The sequence below is a fragment of the Streptomyces sp. NPDC047982 genome (assembly GCF_043204165.1).
GTDB lineage: Bacteria > Actinomycetota > Actinomycetes > Streptomycetales > Streptomycetaceae > Streptomyces.
Genome location: NZ_JBIDBS010000017.1, coordinates 45,239 through 66,299 on the forward strand (window position 1 = coordinate 45,239; position 21,061 = coordinate 66,299).

Annotated in this window: 21 protein-coding genes; 6 read left to right on the forward strand and 15 right to left on the reverse strand. The window is 68.1% G+C overall.

Annotation, left to right across the window (positions count from 1 at the left end; all coding sequences use genetic code 11):
• From ACGF2V_RS21100 to ACGF2V_RS21110, 3 genes are all read right to left on the reverse strand, one after another.
• Positions 1–927 (reverse strand): hypothetical protein, encoded by a 927-nt coding sequence (locus ACGF2V_RS21100; RefSeq protein WP_362710596.1) that lies wholly within the window; start codon positions 925–927, stop codon positions 1–3.
• Between the two features lie 353 nt (positions 928–1,280).
• Entirely contained in the window at positions 1,281–2,645 is a 1,365-nt protein-coding gene (locus tag ACGF2V_RS21105) for an IS4 family transposase (protein ID WP_392912902.1), read from the reverse strand.
• Between the two features lie 475 nt (positions 2,646–3,120).
• On the reverse strand, positions 3,121–3,702 hold the full coding sequence (locus ACGF2V_RS21110) for a hypothetical protein (protein ID WP_362708332.1): 582 nt from the start codon (positions 3,700–3,702) through the stop codon (positions 3,121–3,123).
• 151 nt (positions 3,703–3,853) lie between these two features.
• Here ACGF2V_RS21110 and ACGF2V_RS21115 point away from each other — a divergent pair, with 151 nt between their 5' ends.
• Entirely contained in the window at positions 3,854–4,813 is a 960-nt protein-coding gene (locus ACGF2V_RS21115) for a hypothetical protein (RefSeq protein WP_362708335.1), read from the forward strand.
• 135 nt (positions 4,814–4,948) lie between these two features.
• Here ACGF2V_RS21115 and ACGF2V_RS21120 read toward each other — a convergent pair whose 3' ends face one another.
• Positions 4,949–5,614, reverse strand: coding sequence for a hypothetical protein (locus ACGF2V_RS21120; protein ID WP_362708338.1), 666 nt, complete (start codon positions 5,612–5,614; stop codon positions 4,949–4,951).
• Between the two features lie 904 nt (positions 5,615–6,518).
• On the opposite strand from ACGF2V_RS21120, the gene ACGF2V_RS21125 reads away from it, so the two are divergent.
• Complete coding sequence (locus ACGF2V_RS21125) at positions 6,519–7,322, forward strand: hypothetical protein (protein ID WP_362708340.1); 804 nt, start codon at positions 6,519–6,521, stop codon at positions 7,320–7,322.
• A complete protein-coding gene (locus ACGF2V_RS21130; protein ID WP_362708343.1) occupies positions 7,319–7,636 on the forward strand; it encodes a DUF6303 family protein in 318 nt (105 codons plus the stop codon). The genes ACGF2V_RS21125 and ACGF2V_RS21130 overlap by 4 nt, the downstream gene beginning before the upstream one ends.
• A 152-nt stretch (positions 7,637–7,788) precedes the next feature.
• Here the strand turns inward: ACGF2V_RS21130 and ACGF2V_RS21135 are convergent, their stop codons facing one another.
• From ACGF2V_RS21135 to ACGF2V_RS21185, 11 genes are all read right to left on the reverse strand, one after another.
• Complete coding sequence (locus ACGF2V_RS21135; RefSeq protein ID WP_362708345.1) at positions 7,789–8,616, reverse strand: sugar nucleotide-binding protein; 828 nt, start codon at positions 8,614–8,616, stop codon at positions 7,789–7,791.
• A gap of 351 nt (positions 8,617–8,967) precedes the next feature.
• Positions 8,968–9,267, reverse strand: a complete 300-nt coding sequence (locus ACGF2V_RS21140) for a hypothetical protein (RefSeq protein WP_362708347.1) — start codon at positions 9,265–9,267, stop codon at positions 8,968–8,970.
• A gap of 124 nt (positions 9,268–9,391) precedes the next feature.
• Positions 9,392–9,979, reverse strand: a complete 588-nt coding sequence (locus ACGF2V_RS21145) for a DUF4913 domain-containing protein (protein ID WP_255383200.1) — start codon at positions 9,977–9,979, stop codon at positions 9,392–9,394.
• A complete protein-coding gene (locus ACGF2V_RS21150) occupies positions 9,972–10,448 on the reverse strand; it encodes a hypothetical protein (RefSeq protein ID WP_362708350.1) in 477 nt (158 codons plus the stop codon). The genes ACGF2V_RS21145 and ACGF2V_RS21150 overlap by 8 nt, the downstream gene beginning before the upstream one ends.
• Positions 10,432–12,297, reverse strand: a complete 1,866-nt coding sequence (locus ACGF2V_RS21155; RefSeq protein WP_362708353.1) for a TraM recognition domain-containing protein — start codon at positions 12,295–12,297, stop codon at positions 10,432–10,434. Before ACGF2V_RS21155 ends, ACGF2V_RS21150 begins: the two co-directional genes overlap by 17 nt.
• A gap of 151 nt (positions 12,298–12,448) precedes the next feature.
• Positions 12,449–13,690, reverse strand: a complete 1,242-nt coding sequence (locus tag ACGF2V_RS21160; protein WP_362708356.1) for an ATP/GTP-binding protein — start codon at positions 13,688–13,690, stop codon at positions 12,449–12,451.
• Positions 13,691–13,813: 123 nt separating this feature from the next.
• Entirely contained in the window at positions 13,814–15,304 is a 1,491-nt protein-coding gene (locus ACGF2V_RS21165; RefSeq protein ID WP_362708359.1) for an SCO6880 family protein, read from the reverse strand.
• A gap of 45 nt (positions 15,305–15,349) precedes the next feature.
• On the reverse strand, positions 15,350–16,633 hold the full coding sequence (locus ACGF2V_RS21170) for a hypothetical protein (RefSeq protein ID WP_362708362.1): 1,284 nt from the start codon (positions 16,631–16,633) through the stop codon (positions 15,350–15,352).
• A 2-nt stretch (positions 16,634–16,635) separates the two neighbouring features.
• Entirely contained in the window at positions 16,636–17,022 is a 387-nt protein-coding gene (locus tag ACGF2V_RS21175) for a hypothetical protein (RefSeq protein WP_362708364.1), read from the reverse strand.
• Positions 17,012–17,812 carry a hypothetical protein gene (locus ACGF2V_RS21180; protein WP_362708367.1) on the reverse strand — a complete coding sequence of 267 codons (801 nt, stop codon included), beginning with the start codon at positions 17,810–17,812 and terminating at the stop codon, positions 17,012–17,014. Before ACGF2V_RS21180 ends, ACGF2V_RS21175 begins: the two co-directional genes overlap by 11 nt.
• Positions 17,812–18,135 carry a hypothetical protein gene (locus tag ACGF2V_RS21185; protein ID WP_255383208.1) on the reverse strand — a complete coding sequence of 108 codons (324 nt, stop codon included), beginning with the start codon at positions 18,133–18,135 and terminating at the stop codon, positions 17,812–17,814. Before ACGF2V_RS21185 ends, ACGF2V_RS21180 begins: the two co-directional genes overlap by 1 nt.
• 362 nt (positions 18,136–18,497) lie before the next feature.
• Here ACGF2V_RS21185 and ACGF2V_RS21190 point away from each other — a divergent pair, with 362 nt between their 5' ends.
• The 3 genes from ACGF2V_RS21190 (at position 18,498) to ACGF2V_RS21200 (ending at position 20,682) form a co-directional block, all read left to right on the forward strand.
• Positions 18,498–19,595 carry a M23 family metallopeptidase gene (locus ACGF2V_RS21190; protein ID WP_362708371.1) on the forward strand — a complete coding sequence of 366 codons (1,098 nt, stop codon included), beginning with the start codon at positions 18,498–18,500 and terminating at the stop codon, positions 19,593–19,595.
• Positions 19,596–19,616: 21 nt separating this feature from the next.
• Positions 19,617–20,354: a hypothetical protein gene (locus ACGF2V_RS21195; RefSeq protein ID WP_362708374.1), complete on the forward strand. Its 738-nt coding sequence runs from the start codon at positions 19,617–19,619 to the stop codon at positions 20,352–20,354.
• Between the two features lie 124 nt (positions 20,355–20,478).
• Positions 20,479–20,682, forward strand: coding sequence for a hypothetical protein (locus ACGF2V_RS21200; RefSeq protein WP_255383211.1), 204 nt, complete (start codon positions 20,479–20,481; stop codon positions 20,680–20,682).
• Positions 20,683–21,061 lie beyond the last annotated feature (379 nt).

Consider the following 21,061-nt stretch of genomic DNA (forward strand, 5'->3'; position numbering starts at 1 on the left):
TCAGCCCTCCTGTCCTGCAGAAGAGGCGGAAGGCGCCATGCTCGGAGCGTCGTTCTCCTGGCCGCTGGCGGCCCGGAGGTGGTGGCGAGCCAGAGCGCCGGCGAACTGGGCTGAGAATTCCACCAGCTCGGGAAGGGTGTAGTCCGACGTGAGGGCCCGCAGCATCATGGAGACCTGGATTTGTGCCAGATCAAAGGCGAACCGGTGTTCACGGGCCTGATCGAAGGCTGGCAGGGCGCGCCCCGCGTCTCCTGCCGCCACGCTGCCGCAGGCCCTGGCCCACGCCCGCAGGGTCGCGGGCAGGGTCGCCTCCGGCACTCCTGCCAGGATGGCCATGGTGGGCAGGTCCCACACGTCGCGCTGGAAGACCTCCTCGGCAGTGGTGAACCCGTCGGCGAAGTCGACCGCTCCCACCATGCCCCGCCAGTGCTCCTGAATCTGCTGCTCTAGCTGGGCCAGCGAGGTCCGCCACTCTCCGTGGGTCTCAAGGCCCCGACCGTGGTTGAAGGACGCGATACATCCGGCGCCCAGGTAGAGCCAGGCCGCCGCGAGGTCCTCGCGCTCCGCTTCCTCGCAGTACGCCGCGAACTCGACGTGCTCGTCGGCGTCTTCGTCCTGGGCGACCAGGTCGGCGACGAACAGGGCGGTGAACCGGCTCAGCACGGCCAGGGCCCGCTCGGCCCAGGGGGCGAGTTCCGACAAGGGCACGGGCTCGGCCGGCGTCTCCAGCAGGGAGGCGTCGGTAGCGAGGAGGATCTTCACGGCCTGCTCCCGGCCGGCCTTGTCCAAGACCGCAGGAAGCAAGCCCTTGCGCGCGGCCTCGGCGACCCGCCGCAACGCCTCCTGGTAGCCGCACCCGCAGGCCCGGTTCAACGCCCGGGCGATCTGCTGCTGGTGGCTGAGGTTGGTCTTCTTCTTCGGTGCCATGACGAACTCCTGCACATCCCCAGCGATGCCGTCCCACCACAGCAGCAGCCAGGGAGGTACGGGGTGTCAGGACAAACCGGTACGACCAGTCGCGTTCGCATCCGAGCGGCCGCTCGATTCACCCTCGGCCAGAGGTGGGCCCGGCCGCGGCGCGCACCAGCGAAGTACGCCGCCACGACGATACAGGGCAACGACCGAACCCGGCAGCTCGCCCGCCGAGCAGCCGTGACTGGCCCACGACGGCGTCAACTCAGCGCATGTGATCACACCCTGCGGGAACCTCGAAGTCTGCCTGTGGGGAGTGTCGCGTCGGGCAGGATGATGGTATGTCCCTAAAGACCAAGGCCGTGAAGTTACGGACTGATCGTTGGGGTCAAGATGTTGATGCTGAGGGTGGCCGTGTAGGTGCGTCGGTCGACCTTGAGGCTCTTGAACGCGTATCGGGACAGGGGGCGTTTCACTGCGCGGGGGCTGATGCGGAGGCGGCGGGTGGGCATGAGCTGGTCCAGGACGGCTCGGCCGATCGTTCCGACGAGGTCGATCACGGTGTCGGCGATGATGCCCGCGGCCTGAATGATCTGATCGCGGGCGCATCGGAGTGCAACACTGAAACTGCCCCGGTCCGGGTCCGCTCCGGGTGTGGTCTCGGTGGCGTCGGCGATTGCGATCCGCAGGATCTGGTAGGCACTCAGCAGCGAGTAGACCTCCTGAGCGATGCCGGCCCAGGTCTTCGAGCGCAGGACCCGTCGGCCCAGCATCGACTTCTTGATCGCGAAGTAGGCGGACTCCACTTCCCATCGCTCGTGATACAGGCTGACCAGGTCGGATGCCGGGTATCGGTGGTGGTCAAGGAGGTTGGTGGCCAGTCGGTAGAGCCCGGCCTGACGGCCTTGGCTGGTGGTGATCGTGATCTCGCACTCGATGATGCGGACCTCGGTGCCGCCGAAGCGGGAGAGGTAGGAGCCGTCGTCGAAGCGGGCCAGGACCGGGGGTTTGCGGGCGGCCGAGACGCGGGCCAGGAAGGCAGCCTCGGTGGCGGCGACAGCGGCCAGGAACGCATTGCTGGAGAAGCCCCGGTCGAGCAGGACGATCATTCCGGCGTGAAGGGAGCGCGTCAGTCGCTTGCCGTAGACGGTCTCGCCGCTGGACCGGGGCCCGAAGGCGGCGTCCAGGACGGCCCGGGTGCCGCAGGCCACCAGCGCGGTCAGGCAGATCTGCGGGTAGCCGGAGGCCGCGTACTGGTTGGTGCCCTTGCCCAGGCGGGCCCGGTGCAGCGGGCTGTCGGGGACATCGAGGCAGGTGCCGTCGATCGCGACGGTCAGTAAGCCCTTGAAACGGGCGCCGACGGTACGGATCGCTGTGGCCGGCCCGCGTAGCAGGTCGAACAGGGCACGCATGGGGTGGACACCGAGACGGGTCCGGGCGTCCCAGAGTGCCGTTCCGGTGACCTTCGCGACCGGTATCGCCTCCAGCGCGGCGGTGAGCTTGCGCCAGACGGCCAGGTAGCCGCAGTCCTCGAACAGAGCTGCGGCCGGCAGCAGGTAGACCACCACCCGGGCGGGGATCTTCCGCAGACGTTGCTGGACGGCACCGGTCTCGATGAGGGCCGCATCGACCATCTCGAACGGGACGATCTGGGTGAGTTCCCCCAGGTGTCCGGGGGCGAACAGGCCCTTGGCTACCGTGATTTCACGCGTGATGACACACTGATCGGACAGCGGAGCCTCCGGTGCTGTGAACGGCTGTCTTGGTCGACTGCCAGTTCTACCGGGGCTCCGCTTCTCACGTCAGGACTCGCCGCAGATCAGAACGCACTTGCCAACGCCCCCAGAGCCGTAACTTCACGGCCTTGCCCTAAAGACCAGTCCTGCACGGTGCTTGCGCTGCGGAGATCCGCATACCGAAGTCGACGAGGGATGGAATGCCGACTGGCGCCAGGGCCGGGGCCACGGCCTGGTGCGTCCCGCCTGCCAGACGCCTGAGGAAGCCGCCGAGGCGTCGGTGAAGACCGCCTACCTCGATTACGGGAACGCGGCCGTCGGCAGCGACGGAGCACTGCGGGTAGCCCCCTTCGGCGGATGGCACAGAGTCCAGCCCGCCCACCATCCCCTGGTCGACGACCCTGACATCCATCTCGCGGTCACGGTGAAGAAGAGCCGGCTACTCATCGCGGTCGCCGCACACAGCGACGCCTCACTGCAGGCGGTATTCGCCGATGGGCCGTGCACGACCGTGGCCCGCGAGGCCCTCGACAAGGCCGGTGCCCAGCCGCGAGACCGCCGGATCTCGGTGCGCCCCCTCGATGGCTGGCCACAGGACAGCGTGATGCTTGCCGAGGACCACACGATGTTCGCGGACGGCGAGGATCGCAGCGAGCTGGTCCTGGGATTCGCCCGCGAGATGAACCCTCACCTGCTGGACACGTTCGCGCCCTGGGTAGCCGACGCCATGCGCACGCACATGAGCACCGCCCCGGAACAGAGGCCTGCGTTCTTGGCGGACATCACCGCCGCGGCGCTGCCCGCTCCACGCCTCGAACGCCCGCCGACCAAAGCGCCTGACGACGGCCTCATCGTCGGCGGACCGGCCTGGCAGCGCTTCTGGTTCGGCCACGACGGCCAAGGCACCACAACCGACGCGGAATTTGACTTCACCGCCGCGCTGCAGCAGTTCCGCACCCGGGTGATGAACGACAGCGGCGCCGCGCAGACCCTCGCCGAGGAGCACGGCCTGCGCTGGGACGCACTCGCGGCCGAGCAGCACGAGCAGATGCACGTCCCCGGCCAAACAGCGGCAGATCCCGGCCTGGACGTGGCAGCCCTGATGCTGCGAACCCGCACCGAGGACTGGACCTGGGACGGCGTCTACGCCCGCGTCACCCCCCCACCGGCTCACCGAGGACCTGACCGACCTCCACCCCACCGATGTGAGCGCGCTGCGCTGGGGGCTGGTCGCCCCCAGGGCCTTCACTCCCGACCGCAGGCTCAGCCCGCAGAGCAGACCCACGCACGCGCTGGCCGCAGTGACGACCACCGCCGCCTACCTGGCGAGGGACCACACCCATTTGATCCCAGAGAACCTTGCTCTGGACGTGGCCACCACGGCTGCCCTCAGTACGAGCAACCGCGCCGCCTTGCGCCTGCCGGGACCGTGGACGATGGTCCTGCACGAGCCGGTGCCGCTGGCCGCTGTCCAGGCCGACGACGAGGAACTCGAGACGCTACTCGACAGGGAGCAGATTCCCGGAACCGGTCACGCTGTCCTGGGCGGCGTCCTCGCCGCGCACTCGGACCACACCCTCGACACCACCCTCGGCCTCGTCCTGGTGACGTCCGTCCACGCTCAGCGCGGCCGCCTGTGGTACCTGCAGCCCGCCGCATACGGAGATCACGGCGCGGGCCGCCTGCTGTACTCCTACGCCGCCCAGCTGGCCTTCGCGAAGTGGCGCAAAACCCCTGCCCCGCCTGCGCAGGAGCGCGGCAAGCCCGGCTCGGCGAAGGCTCTCAAGCGCCTGGCCAAGCACCCTGACGCCCGCGCCGGAGCGCTGCATCGCATGAACCTCCTGGACTACACCCCGCCCCCGGCAGAGCCCCGCCCCCCAGCCGCCGCGGTGAGCGGCTCGGAAACGGACCGGGAGTACGGCACGTGGCGGCGCGCCAGCTGGACGGAGAACACTCGCATCGGAATCCGCGACGCGAGCGGCGCCCTTGTCGGCCCGGTCTACAAGGAGGGCGCGATCGAGGGCGTGACGTACACCCGCGGCTCCGTCTTCCGGCCCCGCTCCCGCATTCGCCCCGACCTTCCGTTGCGCCCCGATACCCGCACCGTCTACCGGCTGCGCGATACAACCTCATGGCGGGGCGACACCGAGGCCCCGAGCTCTTGAGAACCTGTGTTCCGTGGGTACTGAGGAGGGTGACCGCGTGGGGCCGCACTTCGGCGATCACGACGCGTGTTTCGCCCGAGGTCCGGTTGTGCCCGGCGTACTCAACGTGTGACGAGCCCGTTTGCCGAGGGACCGTCAGCGGCGGGCCTCCTCAGCCGCCTTGCGCTTGGCCTCGACCTCGGGCGGAAGCGGGAGGACCGGCGCAGCGCCTGGGTTGGTCGGCCCCTCGTTACGGACGCCGTCGGCTCCGGCGATAGCCGACCAGCGGCTGATCTCACGGACTTGGTGTGCGGAGATCTCCCACAGTGAGTAGCCGGTCCGCATCGAGTCCGCACCGCCCATGTCGAACCAGTTGATCCGCATGTACCCGCCGTACAGGGCCAGCGCCGTCGACATCCAATGCACCGACACCGGATCGACGTCGCAGGCCCATCCGTCGTGGTGCGGATGCGTCCTGTACTCGAAGTAGCCGAAGCCGTCGCGCCGGGCAAATGAGGGCAGTGGACCGGAGGCCGGCACACGGCCGCTGCCGTTACTGGTCAGGTACATTTCACGCGCCGCGCACCCGGGATCGTCACAGGACACCTCGGTGTCGGACAAACGCAGCCACAACGCCACCTGTGCGTCGTTCCCGTTCTCTGTGGGCAACGACCACACCCGCTCACGGCACTGTGACGCCTCGTGATCGCGCAGTCGCCACCGCTCGGGCAGCTCATGCGACAGCCGGTGCAGGTAATGGCCGACCAACCGCCACCCCTCCTCGGCCGACGGGCTGATGGCGTGGGCGGTCTCGGCAGTCATGCCCGGATTCTAGGGCCGCCACGGACGCCTCCTGCACCGTACGCGGAGAAAGCTATGAGTTCACAGGCAGCAGGACCGTGCGGTCGGTGTACCCGCTCATCCAATTCTCGCCGCCACCAGTCCTCAGAGTTCTTCCTGAACCCCCGGCGGAGTGCCCCAGCCGCGGACAGAATGAGGGCATGGACCTCATCGCCAAGGTGGCCTGCAGCGGTTGTTCGGCGGTCATCGAGCTCACCGTCCGCTCGGCCGAGCATGCCGAGGAGGAACTGGCGGCGGCCGGCTGGACAGCGTGCTCGGGCGGCGATAACCGTTTGTGCTCCAGGTGTTCGAAGCCATCCGTTGAGCCCACGTCCACGCCGCGTGAGACGAAGCCGTCGGGCTATGCCTGGAGCGCTGCACAGCTCGAACCCATCCTGCGCGAGGGCAAGTTCACCCACGAATCAGGAGGAGACATCTGGCGTACAGGACCGGACTTCTGCTGGCTTGAGTCGATGCCCGCCAGGAGTGGCCCCAAAACGCCACGTTGTGCGTCCGGGTCCACTATGCGCTGGGCCGAGCGAAGCGGGAAACCGACAGCGTGGGCTTACACGACCTTGGACCGGGTTCATCATTGCGAGGGGCTTGGCCGCCTTAGCAGTGGACCGCCCACGCGGCAGGTGGCGTATGGGACGTCGGGCCAGCGTCGCTGCGCCTCGCAAGCCGTCCAGATGGCCGGACTTGCACGATGGAGCCGAAGTGCCACTGCGGCTACGCCCCGCAACAGCTCGGTATCCCGCGACACGGGACGCTGGCGATGGTCACGGGGCCGCCGGGCGGGAGGCATCTCCTCACACAGCGATCAGAAGCACGCCCGCACGACAGGCTGGCGAAAGCAACTCCGCCCCGCCTGACGGAAGAGACCGCCATGCCACGCCTGTTCGACCGCCAGTTGCTCCAGCCGGACCCGCCCTCGCTCTACGACTTCATGCAGACCCTCGTACACACCGACCGCGACAGCCCGAAGGCCTCTCAACTGCGCCGAGCGTTGAGCAACCCGGCGGCCGTGCGACGGGCACGACAGGTCCGCCCCGCCGGCACCGGCTGGTCGGTGCCGGAGATCCAGCATGCGCGTGTCATTGCCGCCGAGGCGGTGCACGACCGCGTGCAGCACACGCCGGCCCCGGCGCTCTTCACGCGTCTGCGTCACCTCTGCCTACTTCCCCAGGACGAGGCAACGTTCATCGAGGCGCAGAAGGTCCGCTCGATGGGGTCTCTGTCTGCGTTCGGCTGGTTCGTGACCCGCGAGCCGGACGCGGGCGGGTGGGTGCTGCAGGCGGCCCTTGCAACGGAATGGGGGAAAGGTAAGCTCTTCTCACCCCTCGCTGTGCTGCGCCTCGCTCTGGATGCCGAAGGGCACTATCAGTGCGAGCGCGGAACCGACAGCCCGGCGATAGAAATCGCGCTGCCTGATGACCCTCAGCAGCCGGGCCTGCTGCCCAGCGTCCTGGATCCGGTCCTGCAGGGGCGGCTGATGGTCACCACAGGAACTCTTATGGCCACGCTGGCCGTGCTCAACGCCGGCCCCCATCTCACCTGTACGGTCCCCGATCAGGCCCAGTCTGCCGCCTACGCACGCCGACACGGCCGAGGCTTGGTCCCCTATTACAAGATCCAGGCGACCGCCCCCAGCCTTATCGAGGTCATGGACACCGGAGGAAAGGACGCATGAGCAGGCAGATCGCGCCGCGCGCCAAGCGGTACGACAGGGCGACGGCGTACATCGCCTTGCAGAACGACGGCCGCTGGCTGATGGCCGTGGCCCCCGGTGGGCGGGAATACATGCATGACGGCGGAGATCCGTGGACGGATGAGCCGACGGTGTTCCTCGACGCGGGCCTGTTGACCAGCTCAGGCCGACACCGGGCCCTCGCCGAGCTCGGCTACGAGGAAGCCGACCGTGGTGGCCCGTGGGAGTGGAGTGAGGGTTTGTGGGAGTTCGATCCGGTTCCCCTGATGTGCACGACTGCTGTCCGCCCGCTCTGACCTACTTGCCACCCGGCGTGGGCGGCACCGTCCGGTCTCCCTCGTCCGCAAGGGGGCAGCGTCGGAACGTGGACAGGTTCTGGGGTTCTGGGGAGTAGCCACTCTGATACTTGGGCCGTGCCATTACTCTGCGCCCGGGCAGGCCCTGCGTGTCATGTCCCAGGTCTTAGGAACTCCCGGGCGCCGCGCAGCGCGGTGAGCAGTTGCCGTTGAGTCGCCTGGCTGTGGAGGCGTACGTCGAGTGCTCCGGGAATGTGGCTGTCCACCCGCAGGCCCGCTGGGATTCGGGAAGCGTCGAGTCCGTCGCGCTCGGCGATGAGGATGCCGAGCTCGTGGCGGCTCACGGCGTCGGCCCCGCCGAGGTGGTGGATCCCGACCGCGTCGCTCGATGCCAGTTCCAGGAGGGCGGCGGCCAGGTCGTCGACGTACACCGGGCAGCGGATGTCGTCGGTGAACAGGGTGCCGTCGATCGTGCCGGCAATGAGGTGGTGCACCAGTTGCTCGTGTTCGGAACGCCCGTGGCCGATGATCAGCGAGGTACGGGCGACGACGGCCTGGGGGTGCACGGCGAGGATCCCGGTCTCCGCTGCAGCTTTCGCTGCACCGTACGGGGTGATGGGATCCGGAAGGGCAGACTCGTCATAGTGGACCGCGGCGCCGGAGAACACGGCGTCGGTGGACACCTGGACCATGCGGATCCCGTGCTTGGCCGCGATCATCGCGAGATGGATGGGGCCTGTTGCCGTGACGGCCCAGTCGGCCCCACCGCTCGATGCGTTCACGACCAGCTGCGGGCGCACTTCGGCCATGACGGCGCCCAGACGGGTCGGGTCTCGCAAATCAAGGCGGTGCCAATCGGCCTCCGAGGTTTCGCCGGGCTTGGTCGCGTACGTCGCGGCCGTCAGATGTCCGGCCGCGCTCGCCTGCCGGATCAGTTCGGCCCCCAAGAAGCCGCTGCCGCCGATGATCAGAGCTTTCATGGGCGACCACCGTAGTCCCGACTGGATGGGCGATGGCAGGGGCCTGCTCTATCCGCCCGGAAGGGGGGAAGGCGGGAAGACCGACCTCGACGCGGACACCGTGACGCGCAAGTCGTCGGCTACACCGGCCCCGCGGCGCGGCCCTGTGCCCTGGCCGAGCGTATGCAGGACGAGCACACCGTACTGTCCCGGCCGGTCAGCGCACAGATCGCGGTGCAGACGGCGGCACACCTGACCGGCACGCACTCCGAGCGACAGGCGACTCGGCCTGCGGTGGCTCCGCTGACCCGGCTGCGGTGACCGATCCCCAGGTACATGGCGGCGCCGCACGGATGTGTGCCGCGACCCGGCTCAGCTGATGGGCAAAGGAGAAGGAGCCGTGGTCTTCTGCTCGGGGAAGGTGTCAGTGATCTTTCTCAGCAGGGCGTTGAGGCGGTTGGTGTTCATGGCCACCCAGTCGCTCATCTCGCGGACGGTGACGGACTTCCCGCTGGGCAGCACCAGAGCGCCGGACGTGTCGCAAAGGGCGGCTGCGCGTTCCAGGTGGCTGAGGGAGGCGACGAATTCGGCAATCAGGGGGGTCTCGACGGCACTGATGTGGAGCACACGGTCGCAGGCGCGGAGGGGCAGGAGAGCGGGAGCGGCGGGCATGAGGGCGTACCTTTCGTCGGAGGGCTGGGCGCATGCGTGCAGCAGACTCGGTCGGTGGTTACTGCCGCCCCAGGCCGGGGGTGACATGGGCTTCGGCGGTGGGCGCCGGGAACGCGGGACGGGACTAGGCAGCCTCGGGTTTGGCCGGTCCACTGCTGCTCACGCCGGGCGGCCCGGCCTCGATGATCTTCTTGCGGTAGGCGGGGTCGGTGCCCCAGACGGTGCGCGACTTGGTCTGGTGGTAGCCGTTGGTGCACTCGCCAAGCCACGAGCGCCCGATCCGTTCGATGCCGCGCGACCAGGCGTCATGCCACAGATAGGGGCCGGCAGCGGCATCTTCCTCGTTGCCGTAGGCCGACTCCCAACCGGTCCACAATGCGGTCAGCTCGGCTACGACGGCTCCGTGCTCCCACCAGCAGGCATGCGGGAGCTGCTCGGTAGTCAGCTCGTAGGTGTCGGCCATGCGGATCACCCACGCCGTGAACTCGCCCCACAGCTCGGGACGATCTTCCTCTTTGACCTTGTGCCAGGCGATGGGCGCGCCGGGCACGCGCGCGCTGTCGCCGCCACCGTCTTCACCGGAGGCGCCCTGTTTCGCCGTACCCCGTACGGCTCCAGAGTCCTCGAGCCGGGCCAAGCGGGCCGCGAAACCGGTGAGCTCGCCGTTGATGGACTCCAGCGCGTCGAAGAGCGGTCCGAGCGGATCAGGCACGGGGCACCGCCCTTCCCACCCAGCGGCGGCATCGGACCCCACAGGCCGTCCCCTCGGAGGTCCTGGGGCAGATCGATGCCTGAGGGAAGTCCGGCTTGAGCTCTGCCCGGGGGCCGGCGTCTTCGAGCCGGGCCAAGCGGGCCGCGAAACCGGTGAGCTCGCTGCTGATGGACTCCAGTACGTCGAAGAGCGGTCCGAGCGGATCACCGTCTGCACGGACAGGCTGAGCGCGGGCGGTGGAGCGGGTCTCTTCGAGACCGGTCAGGCGGGCATGGAGTTCGTGCTGCTCGCTGCTGAGGACCTCGACGACGTCCACGAGCTGCTCGAACGGGAGGACGCGCTCGTGGTGGGGTGTGCGCGGAGTGGTCGACGAAGCCTTCTCCAGACGGGCGATGTGCAGTGAGAAGTCGGCCAGTCCGAGTCGCACGGACCGCAGGTGGGCTTTGGACCACTCAGGAGGCAGCGGCATGGCTATTCACCTTCTTCAGAGCTTCCTTGGTGGCTTCGCTGATTTCCTTGGCGCGCGGGCCTTCGTGGATCCGCTCGAACTTGACCCGCGTGACGGGGGTGCGCCGGTGGACGACCAGGCCCTCGCGTTCCTTGATCTGCCGGATGTCACCTGGCTCGAGCACGGCCCGACGTCGGGTGGAGATGCTGATGGAGGCGCGGTCGCCGTCGTCGGACACGCTCTCGGTGTCTTCCTCGAACTCGCCGGCGAGCTGGGAGTACGTCTTGAGCTCCTGCTCGTCCGAGACACCACCCAGGATCACCTTGATGGTCGCAGCCGCAAACATCTTCCTGACGCCCAGCTCCCCCCACCTCTCGTGCGCCTGCGCCAAGTTCTGCAAGACGGCGACCATGAAGATGTTCTGCGAGCCGGAGACCGACATCAGACTCGGGATCTGCGGCAGCGGCGCCACGTTGGCCAACTCGTCTCCGAGCAGCGCGAACGGCGGGTCGAGGCGGCCGTTGGGCATCCGGGCCGCGATCACCTTGGCAGTGTCGAGGATGGCCCGTGAGAACGCCGCCAGGATGGGCGCGAGGCTGGATCCCTCATCCTCCTCGCCGATGAGGAAGAGCGTGCCCCCCTCGGTGAGCCACTTCGCGATGGAAAAGTTCTTCTCATCGCGGGCGGACTTACCGAAGATCGCCGCGACCTTCTGGTCGTACAAGGCGAGGATGCTCTGTTCGGCGGTGCGCCAGCTCGCCGACCGCTCCTCGGGTGCTGCGGCGTGTTGGGCGGCCAGGGCCCGGGCGAGGTTCTCCTGGCCGTGGGCCGCCAGGATGTCCACCGGCTGCCGCTCGGTGGGGGCGGTCGCCCAGCGCAGGATGTCCATGCCGCTCAGCCCGTCGAGTGCGGCCGCGTGGAGCCAGCACGTCATGAGCATCTGCGCATTCATGACGAAATAGCCACCGTTTTTGGTGCCCTCATCCGACTTCGCGGTGCCGGTGAGGGTCTCGGCGCGCTTGCGGGCGACGGTGAAGTCCTCGCAGCCGTCCGTGATGGCCCACTGCAGCTGCAGCGGCCAGTTGGACAGGCCCGTCGGGTCAAGGACCATGACCGGCCCGTACTTCTCGCGGCTCTTGGCCGTCGCGTACAGGACATCGGTCTTGGAGGAGGTGGCGAGCACACTGCCGGGAAAGTCCAGGATCCACGGCATGATCAGCTGCGAGGTTTTGCCCTCTCGGGGAGGGGCCACGATCAGGACGGTTTCCTCGAACGGGATGTACAGCTTCACGCCGGTCGGGATCGCGGTGCCGCAGAACACGGCGACCTCGCTCACCGGTACGTCGGTCACCCGCGGCGGTGTGCTGGAGCGCCACGGAAGCGCCTTCGACCGTCCGGCCGTCTTGTCGAGGGAGGGCTTCGGAGTGGTCAGGCTCGGGCGCAGTGCCCCGAGCCGGGACAGCGCCTTGGCCTCGCCCATGGCCTCCTGCAACTGGGCGCTCGTGGCCAGTCCATCGGTGCCTTCGTCCCGCGCTGTGCGCCAGCGCCGCCATCCGGCGCGGGCCCCCCAGCAGGTGCCGGCCGCCGCGGCAAGAAAGGGCGGGTAGAAGGTGAACGGACCGCCCACTCCGGAGCCGACCGGGTAGGCCTCCTGCGGATGCAGGGGGTCGGTCACCAGCTCGGGGATGGCCGCCGCTGTGTCGTTCCACGACACCATCGCAGGCGAGGCGTGCGCGAGCAGGCCGGAGAGGATGGCGGCCACCCATGCCCAGAGGGTGAGAGCAACTGCGGTGACGCACAGGGCGATCCACCATGCGTCCTTGTAGACGTGCAGGCGGTTGCCCGAATGCGGGGTGACGACCTTGGCCACTACCGTCCACCCCCGCCGATGGATATCGAGGCCTGGCGGACCGCACCACCGGAGGGGAGCGCCACACCGGCGTGGGGGCGGCCCGGCGGCCGGGCGGACAAGGGCGCGGCGTGCTGAGACGGCGCGCGGGCGGCAAGGTTCGAGGATGTCATCAGGCTGCGCTCTTTCGCATCGAGATGAGCGGTGCCGCGGGCGCTTGGCTCCCGGAACTGGCCTCGGTCATCTTGCGGTTGGTGTTGGTCAGCTCCGACTCGGTCGCGCTGCGGATGTGCTCCACCAGGTGCATTCGGTTGCCGACCTGCCACACAGCCCGGCCGGGGGAGCAGCGGCTGGCGCCGTCGACCAGTGCCTCGCGCGCCCAGTCGGGCAGTTGCAGGTAGTCCGCCGTGATGTCGGCCTCGGCCTTGTCCATGTGGTAGAGCACCCGGGTGGCGGTCAGCTTCAAGATGGCCGCGGCCTCGGGCGCCTCGTCGACCATCAGGTCGCCGAGGTGGTGCAGGATTGCCCAGAACGACAGGCCAAGCCGCCGTCCGTACCGGACGAATTCCTCAAAGAGCCTGGCCACGGGCCGGTGGGACAGGATGTGCCAGGCCTCTTCGACGATCAGCGTTCGCTTGATGCTGTCCCCGGGCTTGATCCAGGCGTAGCGCAGCCACGGGCCGATCACGCTCATCAGCAGCGGCATTGCCTCGCCCTCACGCGGCAGCCGTGTGAGGTCGAAGACGATGAGCCGCGCGTCCAGGTCGATCCCGGGCGTGGTGGGGCCGTTGAACAATCCGGCCAGATCCCGGGTGGGGCTGCACAGCTGGTCCATTGCCAGACTGGCCGGCTGGCCCCACTCGACCATGTCCTCGACCCCGACCTGGCGCCGTCCGAGCATGGCCGGCTCGGGGTTGGTCAGCGCATCGTGGATGTCGGACAGGACCGCAACTCGCTCTTCGGCCGCGGCCCGCACCTGCGCCGCTGCGTGGGCGACCGAGAGAGCGAACTCGCTCTCGCTGCTCAGCGGACCGCCGATGATCTCCACCATCGAGCAGAGGATCTTGAACTGGTACTGGGAGGGAATCCGCGGGTCGAGCGGGTTGAGCCGCACCCCCTCGCCGTCCTCACCGCCGTACACCAGGCGGATCGGGTTGACGCCCAGGGCACGGGCGATGCTGTCCCACTCGCCGACGCCGTCCTCGCCCTGCGCGTCCAGGATGCAGAACGAGCGGTCACGGAAGCGCAACTGCCGTAGCACATAGCATTTTTCGAGCGACGACTTGCCGAAGCCGGACTTGCCGAGCACGAGCGCGTGACCGCTGGGAAGGCGCTCGCGGGCGGAGGGGTCGTAGAGGATGAACGGGTCGTAGATGTAGGCCTTGCCGGAATAGATCTCCCGGCCGATGATCACGCCACGAGGGTCCGAGGACGGCGCGCCGACCGCGGGGTAGAGCCCGGACGCGGTTGCGGTGGTGGTGCGCAGGGCGCGCCGTCTGGTCTGAGACTGGCGGCGTAGGAGTTCGAGCATGGCGCCTCAGTCCTTCAGCAGTCCGGTGACCATGGGCAGGGTGTTGGCGAAGGCCCGGTACTGCTCGGAGTCGCACCACTCCAGCGCCAACTGGCTCTTGACCGCGGCCGCACGCACCGTGTTCCGGTGCTGGACGAGCAGCTCGGGGTCGGGTGCGGTGACGGTGACCCATCCGGTCAGGCGCACGCCGGCCGCGCCGTTGGCCAGGTCGTGCATGGTGGACGCGGACGCCCCCAGCTCACGCTCCTCGCGCGGGTCGATGATCTTCCCGGGATGGTTGTCGGCCTGGCCCGCCTCGTTGGTGACGTCCGCCATGGCATCCTCAAGGGCCTTGTCCGCCGGCAGCAGCCGCATCGTCACCCCGACCGTCAGAATCACGTCGGAGACGTAGAGCAGCAGCGGCGCCATGAAGTTGACGCCCACCGGCAGCACAGGGAACTGCTTGATCCAGGCCGTGGCGGTGTACCAGGGGTCGGCGCCCTCCCAGCTGCGGGCCGCCATGCGGGTGGGCTCCCGGGCGTCCATCTCGGCAGGCCAGCAGCTCGCACGGTCCATGCCCCGGGTGTCGTTGAGCCAGTGGTCCGGCGCGTAGGAGTGGTGGATCAGCGAGGCGAGCGCGGGCTCGTCCAGGTTGCGCACCCAGCGCAGCTGCGCACCGCCCAGCCCCCGGATGAACTGTTCGACCTCCTTGCCGAGCACCTCGCCGTACCCGTCGTGCAGGGTTTTGTAGGTCAGGGCCTCTGCTGCCAACTCCTGGGTGTAGGGGATGCCCAGCACCAGGAACAGCCGCCGGTCTTCGGCGTAGACCGAGACCATGTCGACCAACTGGTCGTAGGAGTCGCTCAGCCAGGACGGCGCTGCAGGATCCCGCCGCGCCGCGGCATCGTGCGCGTGTGCATTGGGGTCCGTGGGCAGCAGCCGCGCCAGCCACTGCACGTACTCGATGCGTCCACCTGACTCCGCGGTCTCCTTGAGCAGGTACTCGTAGGCGGAGATCAGCGCTTCCTTGTCCGCGCCGTCGAGCCCGCCGAAGTTCTTGGCGCCCTCGACCTCGATGCAGGTCACGAACATGCCCTCAGTGGGCTGCAGCAGGACAGCAACGTCCCCGTACGCGGTCTTGGCCGTGATCCACTCCAGTGACTCCGGCACGCCCACCGGCTGGGCCACCGACACCGGAGTGCCGTCGCGGCGGCGGCCCGCGAGCGGGGCCGTCGACTTGTACAGAAGCTTGCCGTCACGCAGCAGCCGGCGGTGGGTGCGGCGAATCTCGTACCAGCGAAGGAAGGTGCGGCCCTTGTAGGGGACCATCGTGACCCAGACGCATGTTCCGGCCGATCCGAGGCACCCAAGGATCTTCAGGGGGATCCCGGGCAAGCCAGCCAGCAGACCGACGGCCAGGACGATGCCACCGAGCAAGAACAACTGCTCGTCCATCTCGAAGCGACGTCCCAGCAGACCGCGTGGACGCGGTCGGGGGAAGCTGAAGACGCGGTCCATCGCAACTCCCTTCTCAAAGCGTGGTGGGTGAGATGACAGCTGCCGCTAGCTCGCGGGCGGCTGTGGCGGGGGCGCAGGCGCCGGAGGCGGGGGAGGGGCCTGGCCGCCCTGCCCGGGCGGCGGCGGCGGAGCTTGGCCGCCCTGCCTGGGCGGCGGGGGAGCTCCCCCTGGCCTGGATCCGGGTGCACCCGACCGCGGAGGCGGCGCGGGAGCCGGCCGTCGGGCTGCGCCCGGAACGCCGCCGCCTCCACCGGATCCGCCGCGGCCGCCACCGCGTGGAGTTCCCCCCGAACCGCCGGAACCCTTGCCCTTGCCGGAGCTGCCGCCTTGCTGGCCCCCACCCTGCTGACCGCCGCCCTGCTGGCCGCCGCCACCGTCGCCGGAGGCGTTGTTGGCGCCGTCCTTCGCGGCCTGGACAGCCTGGTCGCGCAGTTGATCGCCGACTTCCTTGACAGCCATCGCAGCGGCGGCAGGGGGCGCGGCCTTGCTTGCCATGCCAGTGGCGTCGGCCGAGTTCTTGGAAGCAGCCTGCGTCTTCATGTCGTCCTGCTTCGCCTTCACGGCCTTGGCACGCTGGCCCGCTTCGTCCTTGACCTGGGACATGGCCTGGATTTCGTCACCGACGAAGGGCAGCCACTTCGCGATCTGGAAGGGCATGAACAGAGCGATGAACAGCAGCGCCATGAAGGTGATGCAGGTCCCGATGGCCTGCGGCAGGGTTATGCGGTCGCCGCTGTCGGCGACGCCGTCCAAGAGGGCGCCCGCTAGGGCGAGGGCAAGGTAGATGCCCAGCTTGCTGGCGATGATCCCGCCCATGATCCCGACCCATTTGCGGGTGTGGCCCCACAGGTCCTTATCGACAAGACCGGCGAAGACCAGTGGGCCGAAAATTAGCCCGAGCAGGATGAGCGCGTTGCGCACGACCAGCATGACCCATAGCCCGAATACCGCAAACAGGATCATAAGGGCAATTGGAATGGCGACGACCACCCCGACTCCGGGCATCAGAACGGAAATGGCAGCCAACGCGGTGAAGATGACCAGTCCGCCGACGAATACCTCAGCGATGTAATCGCCGAGGATCGCTTCTGCTGCGCTGTCGATGAAATCGACTGTGGTTGCCACGACTGCCGGCATGAATCCCGCGACGACCACGGACATCAGCAGGTAGCCGACGTTCTCCATAGCGGCCTGAGCGATGGGCACACCCCGGACCACCCGCTTCACCACCGAGATCAGCCACTGGACCATGGTGAAGACGACCGCGAGGGCAAAGACGAGACCGTACAGGCGCAGAAAGCCCGGGTTTCCCCAGTCGATTTCCATCATGACTAGTCCCCCTTGTCCTTCTTGCCGTCCTTGGGTTCGGTCGGCTTCTTTCCGGTGAGTTCTTCACCGAAGGCGGAGAACATTCCCTTAGTTCCTGAACGGAGCTTCTGCTCCAGGTAGCCGAGCGGGTCGCTGGCGAAGTCGATGGCCTCGGACACTCCCTCGACAACGGAATCGGCACCCGACTTGTCGTACAGCCACTTAGCGCCTTCCTCGGCCTTCCTGCAGACCGTCTTTCCGCCTGGCGCATTGCACGGGTTGAGCCAACCCGGTACGTCAACATCCGCGTGGGCCTGGGAGGCTGCTGGTCCGGCCACAACGATGGAGGCCGCGAACATGGCGGCGACGAGCCCCTGTGCCATACGCCGCCGCAGGAGATCAGCCTGCATAGCGCGGTGCCTCGAATTCCTTGTTGGCCAGGCGCATTTCGTCCGTGGACGACGCCGACTGGTCGGCCGCGACAAGCGGAGTGGGGCCCTCGGCCTGGTCGATCGTGGCGATCTTCCAGTCGCCGTCCTGCCACTGCAAGATCAGCGTGTAGGTCGAGTAGGTGCCGGAGACCGGCATCTTCGACTTGTCGGTGGGAACCCCGACAACTTCGCTCATCCAGACCCGGACCGTGGCCGTGTCGTCGGAGTAGGAGCGAACACTCGTGCCGAGCGATGCGGATCGCATGACCATGTCGGGCGCCGTCTGCTCGGTCACTCCGAGCGCAGCCATCAGGCCCTTGACCGTCTGGTCGTCCTGCGCCTGCTGGCCGGCCAGCGCCGAGGACGTCATCACCGTCTTCAGCACCTGGTGACGCAACGCCTGGTCGGTGAAATACCCCGGTGAGGAACGGGCGACCTGGAAATTGACCGCAGCCGCCGCGGCACCGTCCTTGCTGCGCGGATACCCCACCGGGACACCGTTCTTGACGGTCTTCGCCTTGGCGCCGGGCCCGCTGCCGCCGGCCGGGGAGGTGGGCGTGGAGGCGGCGGGCGTCTCGGGAGTCCCGTTGTCGTCCGTGCCCCCATCGCCGCCGGACAGGGTCAGCACTACCCCGAGTGCCAGCACGACACCGAAGATGATCGCGCCGATCTTGACCCTGCGCCACGGAGACGCAGCCCCGGCCCCAGGGGTCTCCGCCGTCCTCGCCGTCAGGCTCCGCGTTCCGGTCTGCTTCTGGTTCCCGGCCATTAGATTCCAAACCCGTAGACGATGCCGAAGAGTGTCGACATGGAAGCGACTGCGAAGAGACCGAGAAGGGAACTGGCGACCATCGTCTGTCCCTTCTTCGTCTCCATCGAGTTGTGCTGTTGATTTCCGACACGGATATGGACGGCGCCTACGATGGCGCTACCGAGCAGGAAGAGAACGGCGCCGGCCATGACCACGCCGACGATGATCTTGGCCTTGGTCCCGATGGCGCCGAATACCGCCCAGTCGGGCTTAATCCCGTCCGTGATGCCGCCTATCCCGCCCTCGGCGGCGAGCTGCACCACCTGCTGTGTTACCTGCACGAATCCCTCCCAGGCCGCGAAAGCCTGCCCCAGTCCGTGTGAAGGACCTGGACAACTGGTCGTCGACAGCGAGAAATTCGCTCATCACGCCGAATAAGCACCAGCCGAATATAGGGAAGCGGCTAAACGCCTCCCCGTCAGATGCGTTGACGCATCCGCAATCCAATGCCTTAGAATTCAGCGCAAGTTGTCGAATCCCTGCTGCTTTCACTCGGCGCAGACGCTAGCCGCGCAATGCGCGGCTATGTAGTGGCGCATTCGCAGCCCTGGGACGCCTGGCTAAACGGGCTCACCCCATGGCACGGGAATTGCGGTTTCCGTCCCTCGTGACGGGATGCGCATCGACGACTGGGGATCGAGATATGAGCACAGCCGTACGCGTCGCCGGGGGTGGGGTCGCGGCGATGTTCGCTGGAGCGCTCTGCCTGCCGCTGATGATGGGGGCCGGCGGGGCGGACGACGGACCAGGGTGGGAGGACTCCTGCACACCCAGCAACCCCGCCATGCAGGTGGCCAGCAAGGAGCAGGAAATCCCGGCCGCGGAGCCCGGAGGGCAGGTCACAGTGCCCCTGAACCCTCAGGGTAAGCAGCAGAGCGTCAACTGGTCGGAGGAACAGAAGCGCAATGCCAGCGTGATCACCAACGTCGCGCGCAGCCGCGGCCTGCCGCCCCGCGCGGCAGTCATCGGCGTGGCCACCGCGATCCAGGAATCGATGCTCAAGAACATACGGCACGGCGACCGGGACTCTCAGGGCCTCTTTCAGCAGCGCCCTTCACAAGGCTGGGGCACCGTCGCGCAGGTCACCGACCCGATCTATGCAAGCAACTCCTTCTTCGAGCGCCTAGCCAAGGTCGACAAGTGGCAGGTCAAACCGCTCACCCAGGCCGCCCAGAACGTCCAGCGGTCCGGCTTCCCGGACGCCTACGCGAAGTGGGAGAAGACCGCCGGTGAGCTCGTGGTCAAGAGCTGGGGCAAGAAGGCAGTGCTCTCCACCACCTCCGGGTGCGACGCGGTGGAGAACGTCGCCAACTCCGCCGACGCCAAGGGCAAGGGCGGATGGGCGCTGCCCGTGGAGAACTCCCGCGTCACCACCCCCTACAAGGCCGGCGGTGGCATGTGGTCCTCCGGCAGCCACACCGGCGTCGACTTCCCAGTCCCCACCGGTACCAAGGTCCAGGCCGTTGGCACCGGCACCGTCGTCGAAGCCGGATGGGGCGGCGCGTACGGCAACAACATCGTCATCAAGATGAGCGACGGCAAATACACGCACTACGCCCACCTCTCGAAGATCTCCGTGAGCAAGGGCCAGGCTGTCAAGGCCCGCCAGCAGATCGGCTTCTCCGGCTCTACCGGCAACTCATCCGGTCCACACCTGCACTTCGAAGCCCGCACAGGGCCCGCGTACGGATCCGACATCGACCCCATTGCCTATCTCCGCAGCCACGGACTCTCACTCTGACCCACTGAAGGAGGAGGGCCCGTGGCACCACGCCGCGGGCCACACACCATGAACACCAGCACGCGCTACCAGGTTCACATCAGCGGCGACGGCCAGCTCCACATCGACAGCGAGCCGCAGGTCGTCCCCGACGGAGTCGACCCCTCGCAGGTCGTCGTCCAGGTCCTGCACATCGAAGCCGCCGGCAGTGGCCTACCGGTCCTCGTCCATGTCCAGGACGAGCGCACCGGCTCCCGATTTGCCATGCAGGTCATGCCCGACGGGACCACCCAGGCCGCAGGAACCCCGCCCACGGCCCCGCAGCCGGGGACGGTCCCGCCTCAGGAGCAGAAGAGCAGTCTCTTCGACCGGCTGGCCGCTGCCCAGGCCGCCGGCCGCGCCCACGATTTCGATACCGCCGTAGCGGCGGCCGACGACATCCTGCAGCAGCTCACAGCCGAGCAGGGTGACACGGCCTCTGCGACCCTCGAAGCCGCACAATTCCGGGCCGACCTGGGCTACCTGAGCGGGGAATACGCCTTCGCAACCGCCTCGTGGACCTGGCTCGCCCTCGCATGGTTCGACCGCCTGGGGCCGGGCAAGAGGCGCACCCAGGTGGCGGCACAGAACGCCGCCCAGGCGTGGATGCAGCTGCCCCCGCATGAGGCCGGTCCACTGGCCTCCGATCTGGTCAACATGCTCATGGAAGTGGCCGCACCGGAGCGCACCGCGACCATGCGCGCCCAGATCGCCGAACGACTCGGACAGTGCAACAACTGATCGCAATCCGAGGACCGTCGGGTCTTGACAGCCTTGCCACATCATCAAACTGCTACAGTTTTTCTGTCGCGAGCACAACAACCCCTACGTGCGCAAGAGGCTCGACGGCAAAGGAGGCGGGACCATGCGAGGCCTGACGGTTTTCTTCCAGGGTGTCCTCACGCTCGGTGTGGTCGTCATGATGCTGGTCAGCGGCCTGGTGGTCGTCTCCCGCGGTGTGAGCGTCGAGCTGGCCCAGTCTCTTGGCCTGCTCGCCCTCTTCTTCGGTCTGCTCCTGGTCACCGAGCGCCGGATGACCGGGCGCTGGTTCAGGTGGTCGGGCCGCTAGCGGGCGACAGCCGGACGTGTCGACCGTCCACCGGGGAAGGCCCCTGCGCCCGAACCCCGCAACTGAGCATCTGTGGAGCCCCGCCCACACATGGGCGGGGCTCCACCAGTTTGGTACGGGAGCAGCGCCCGGCTCGCAGCTAGCGGCAATCACGTGCTCCGCTTCCGCGCGGAACCAGCCGGTCGGCGAGCAGCTGGTCCTGCTCCGCAGCCTTCACCCACCGCATCGCCATCAGGAGCGCTGCGGACGAGGACGCGGAGAGAGGCGTCTTCACGCCCGGCGGTTGCGGGGTGAGGCTGCGGCTGCCGGGTCAACCGAGGACGGGCAGATCGATATGCCGGTGCTCAGTCTCGACGCCGTAGCCGACGGCCTGGAGGCG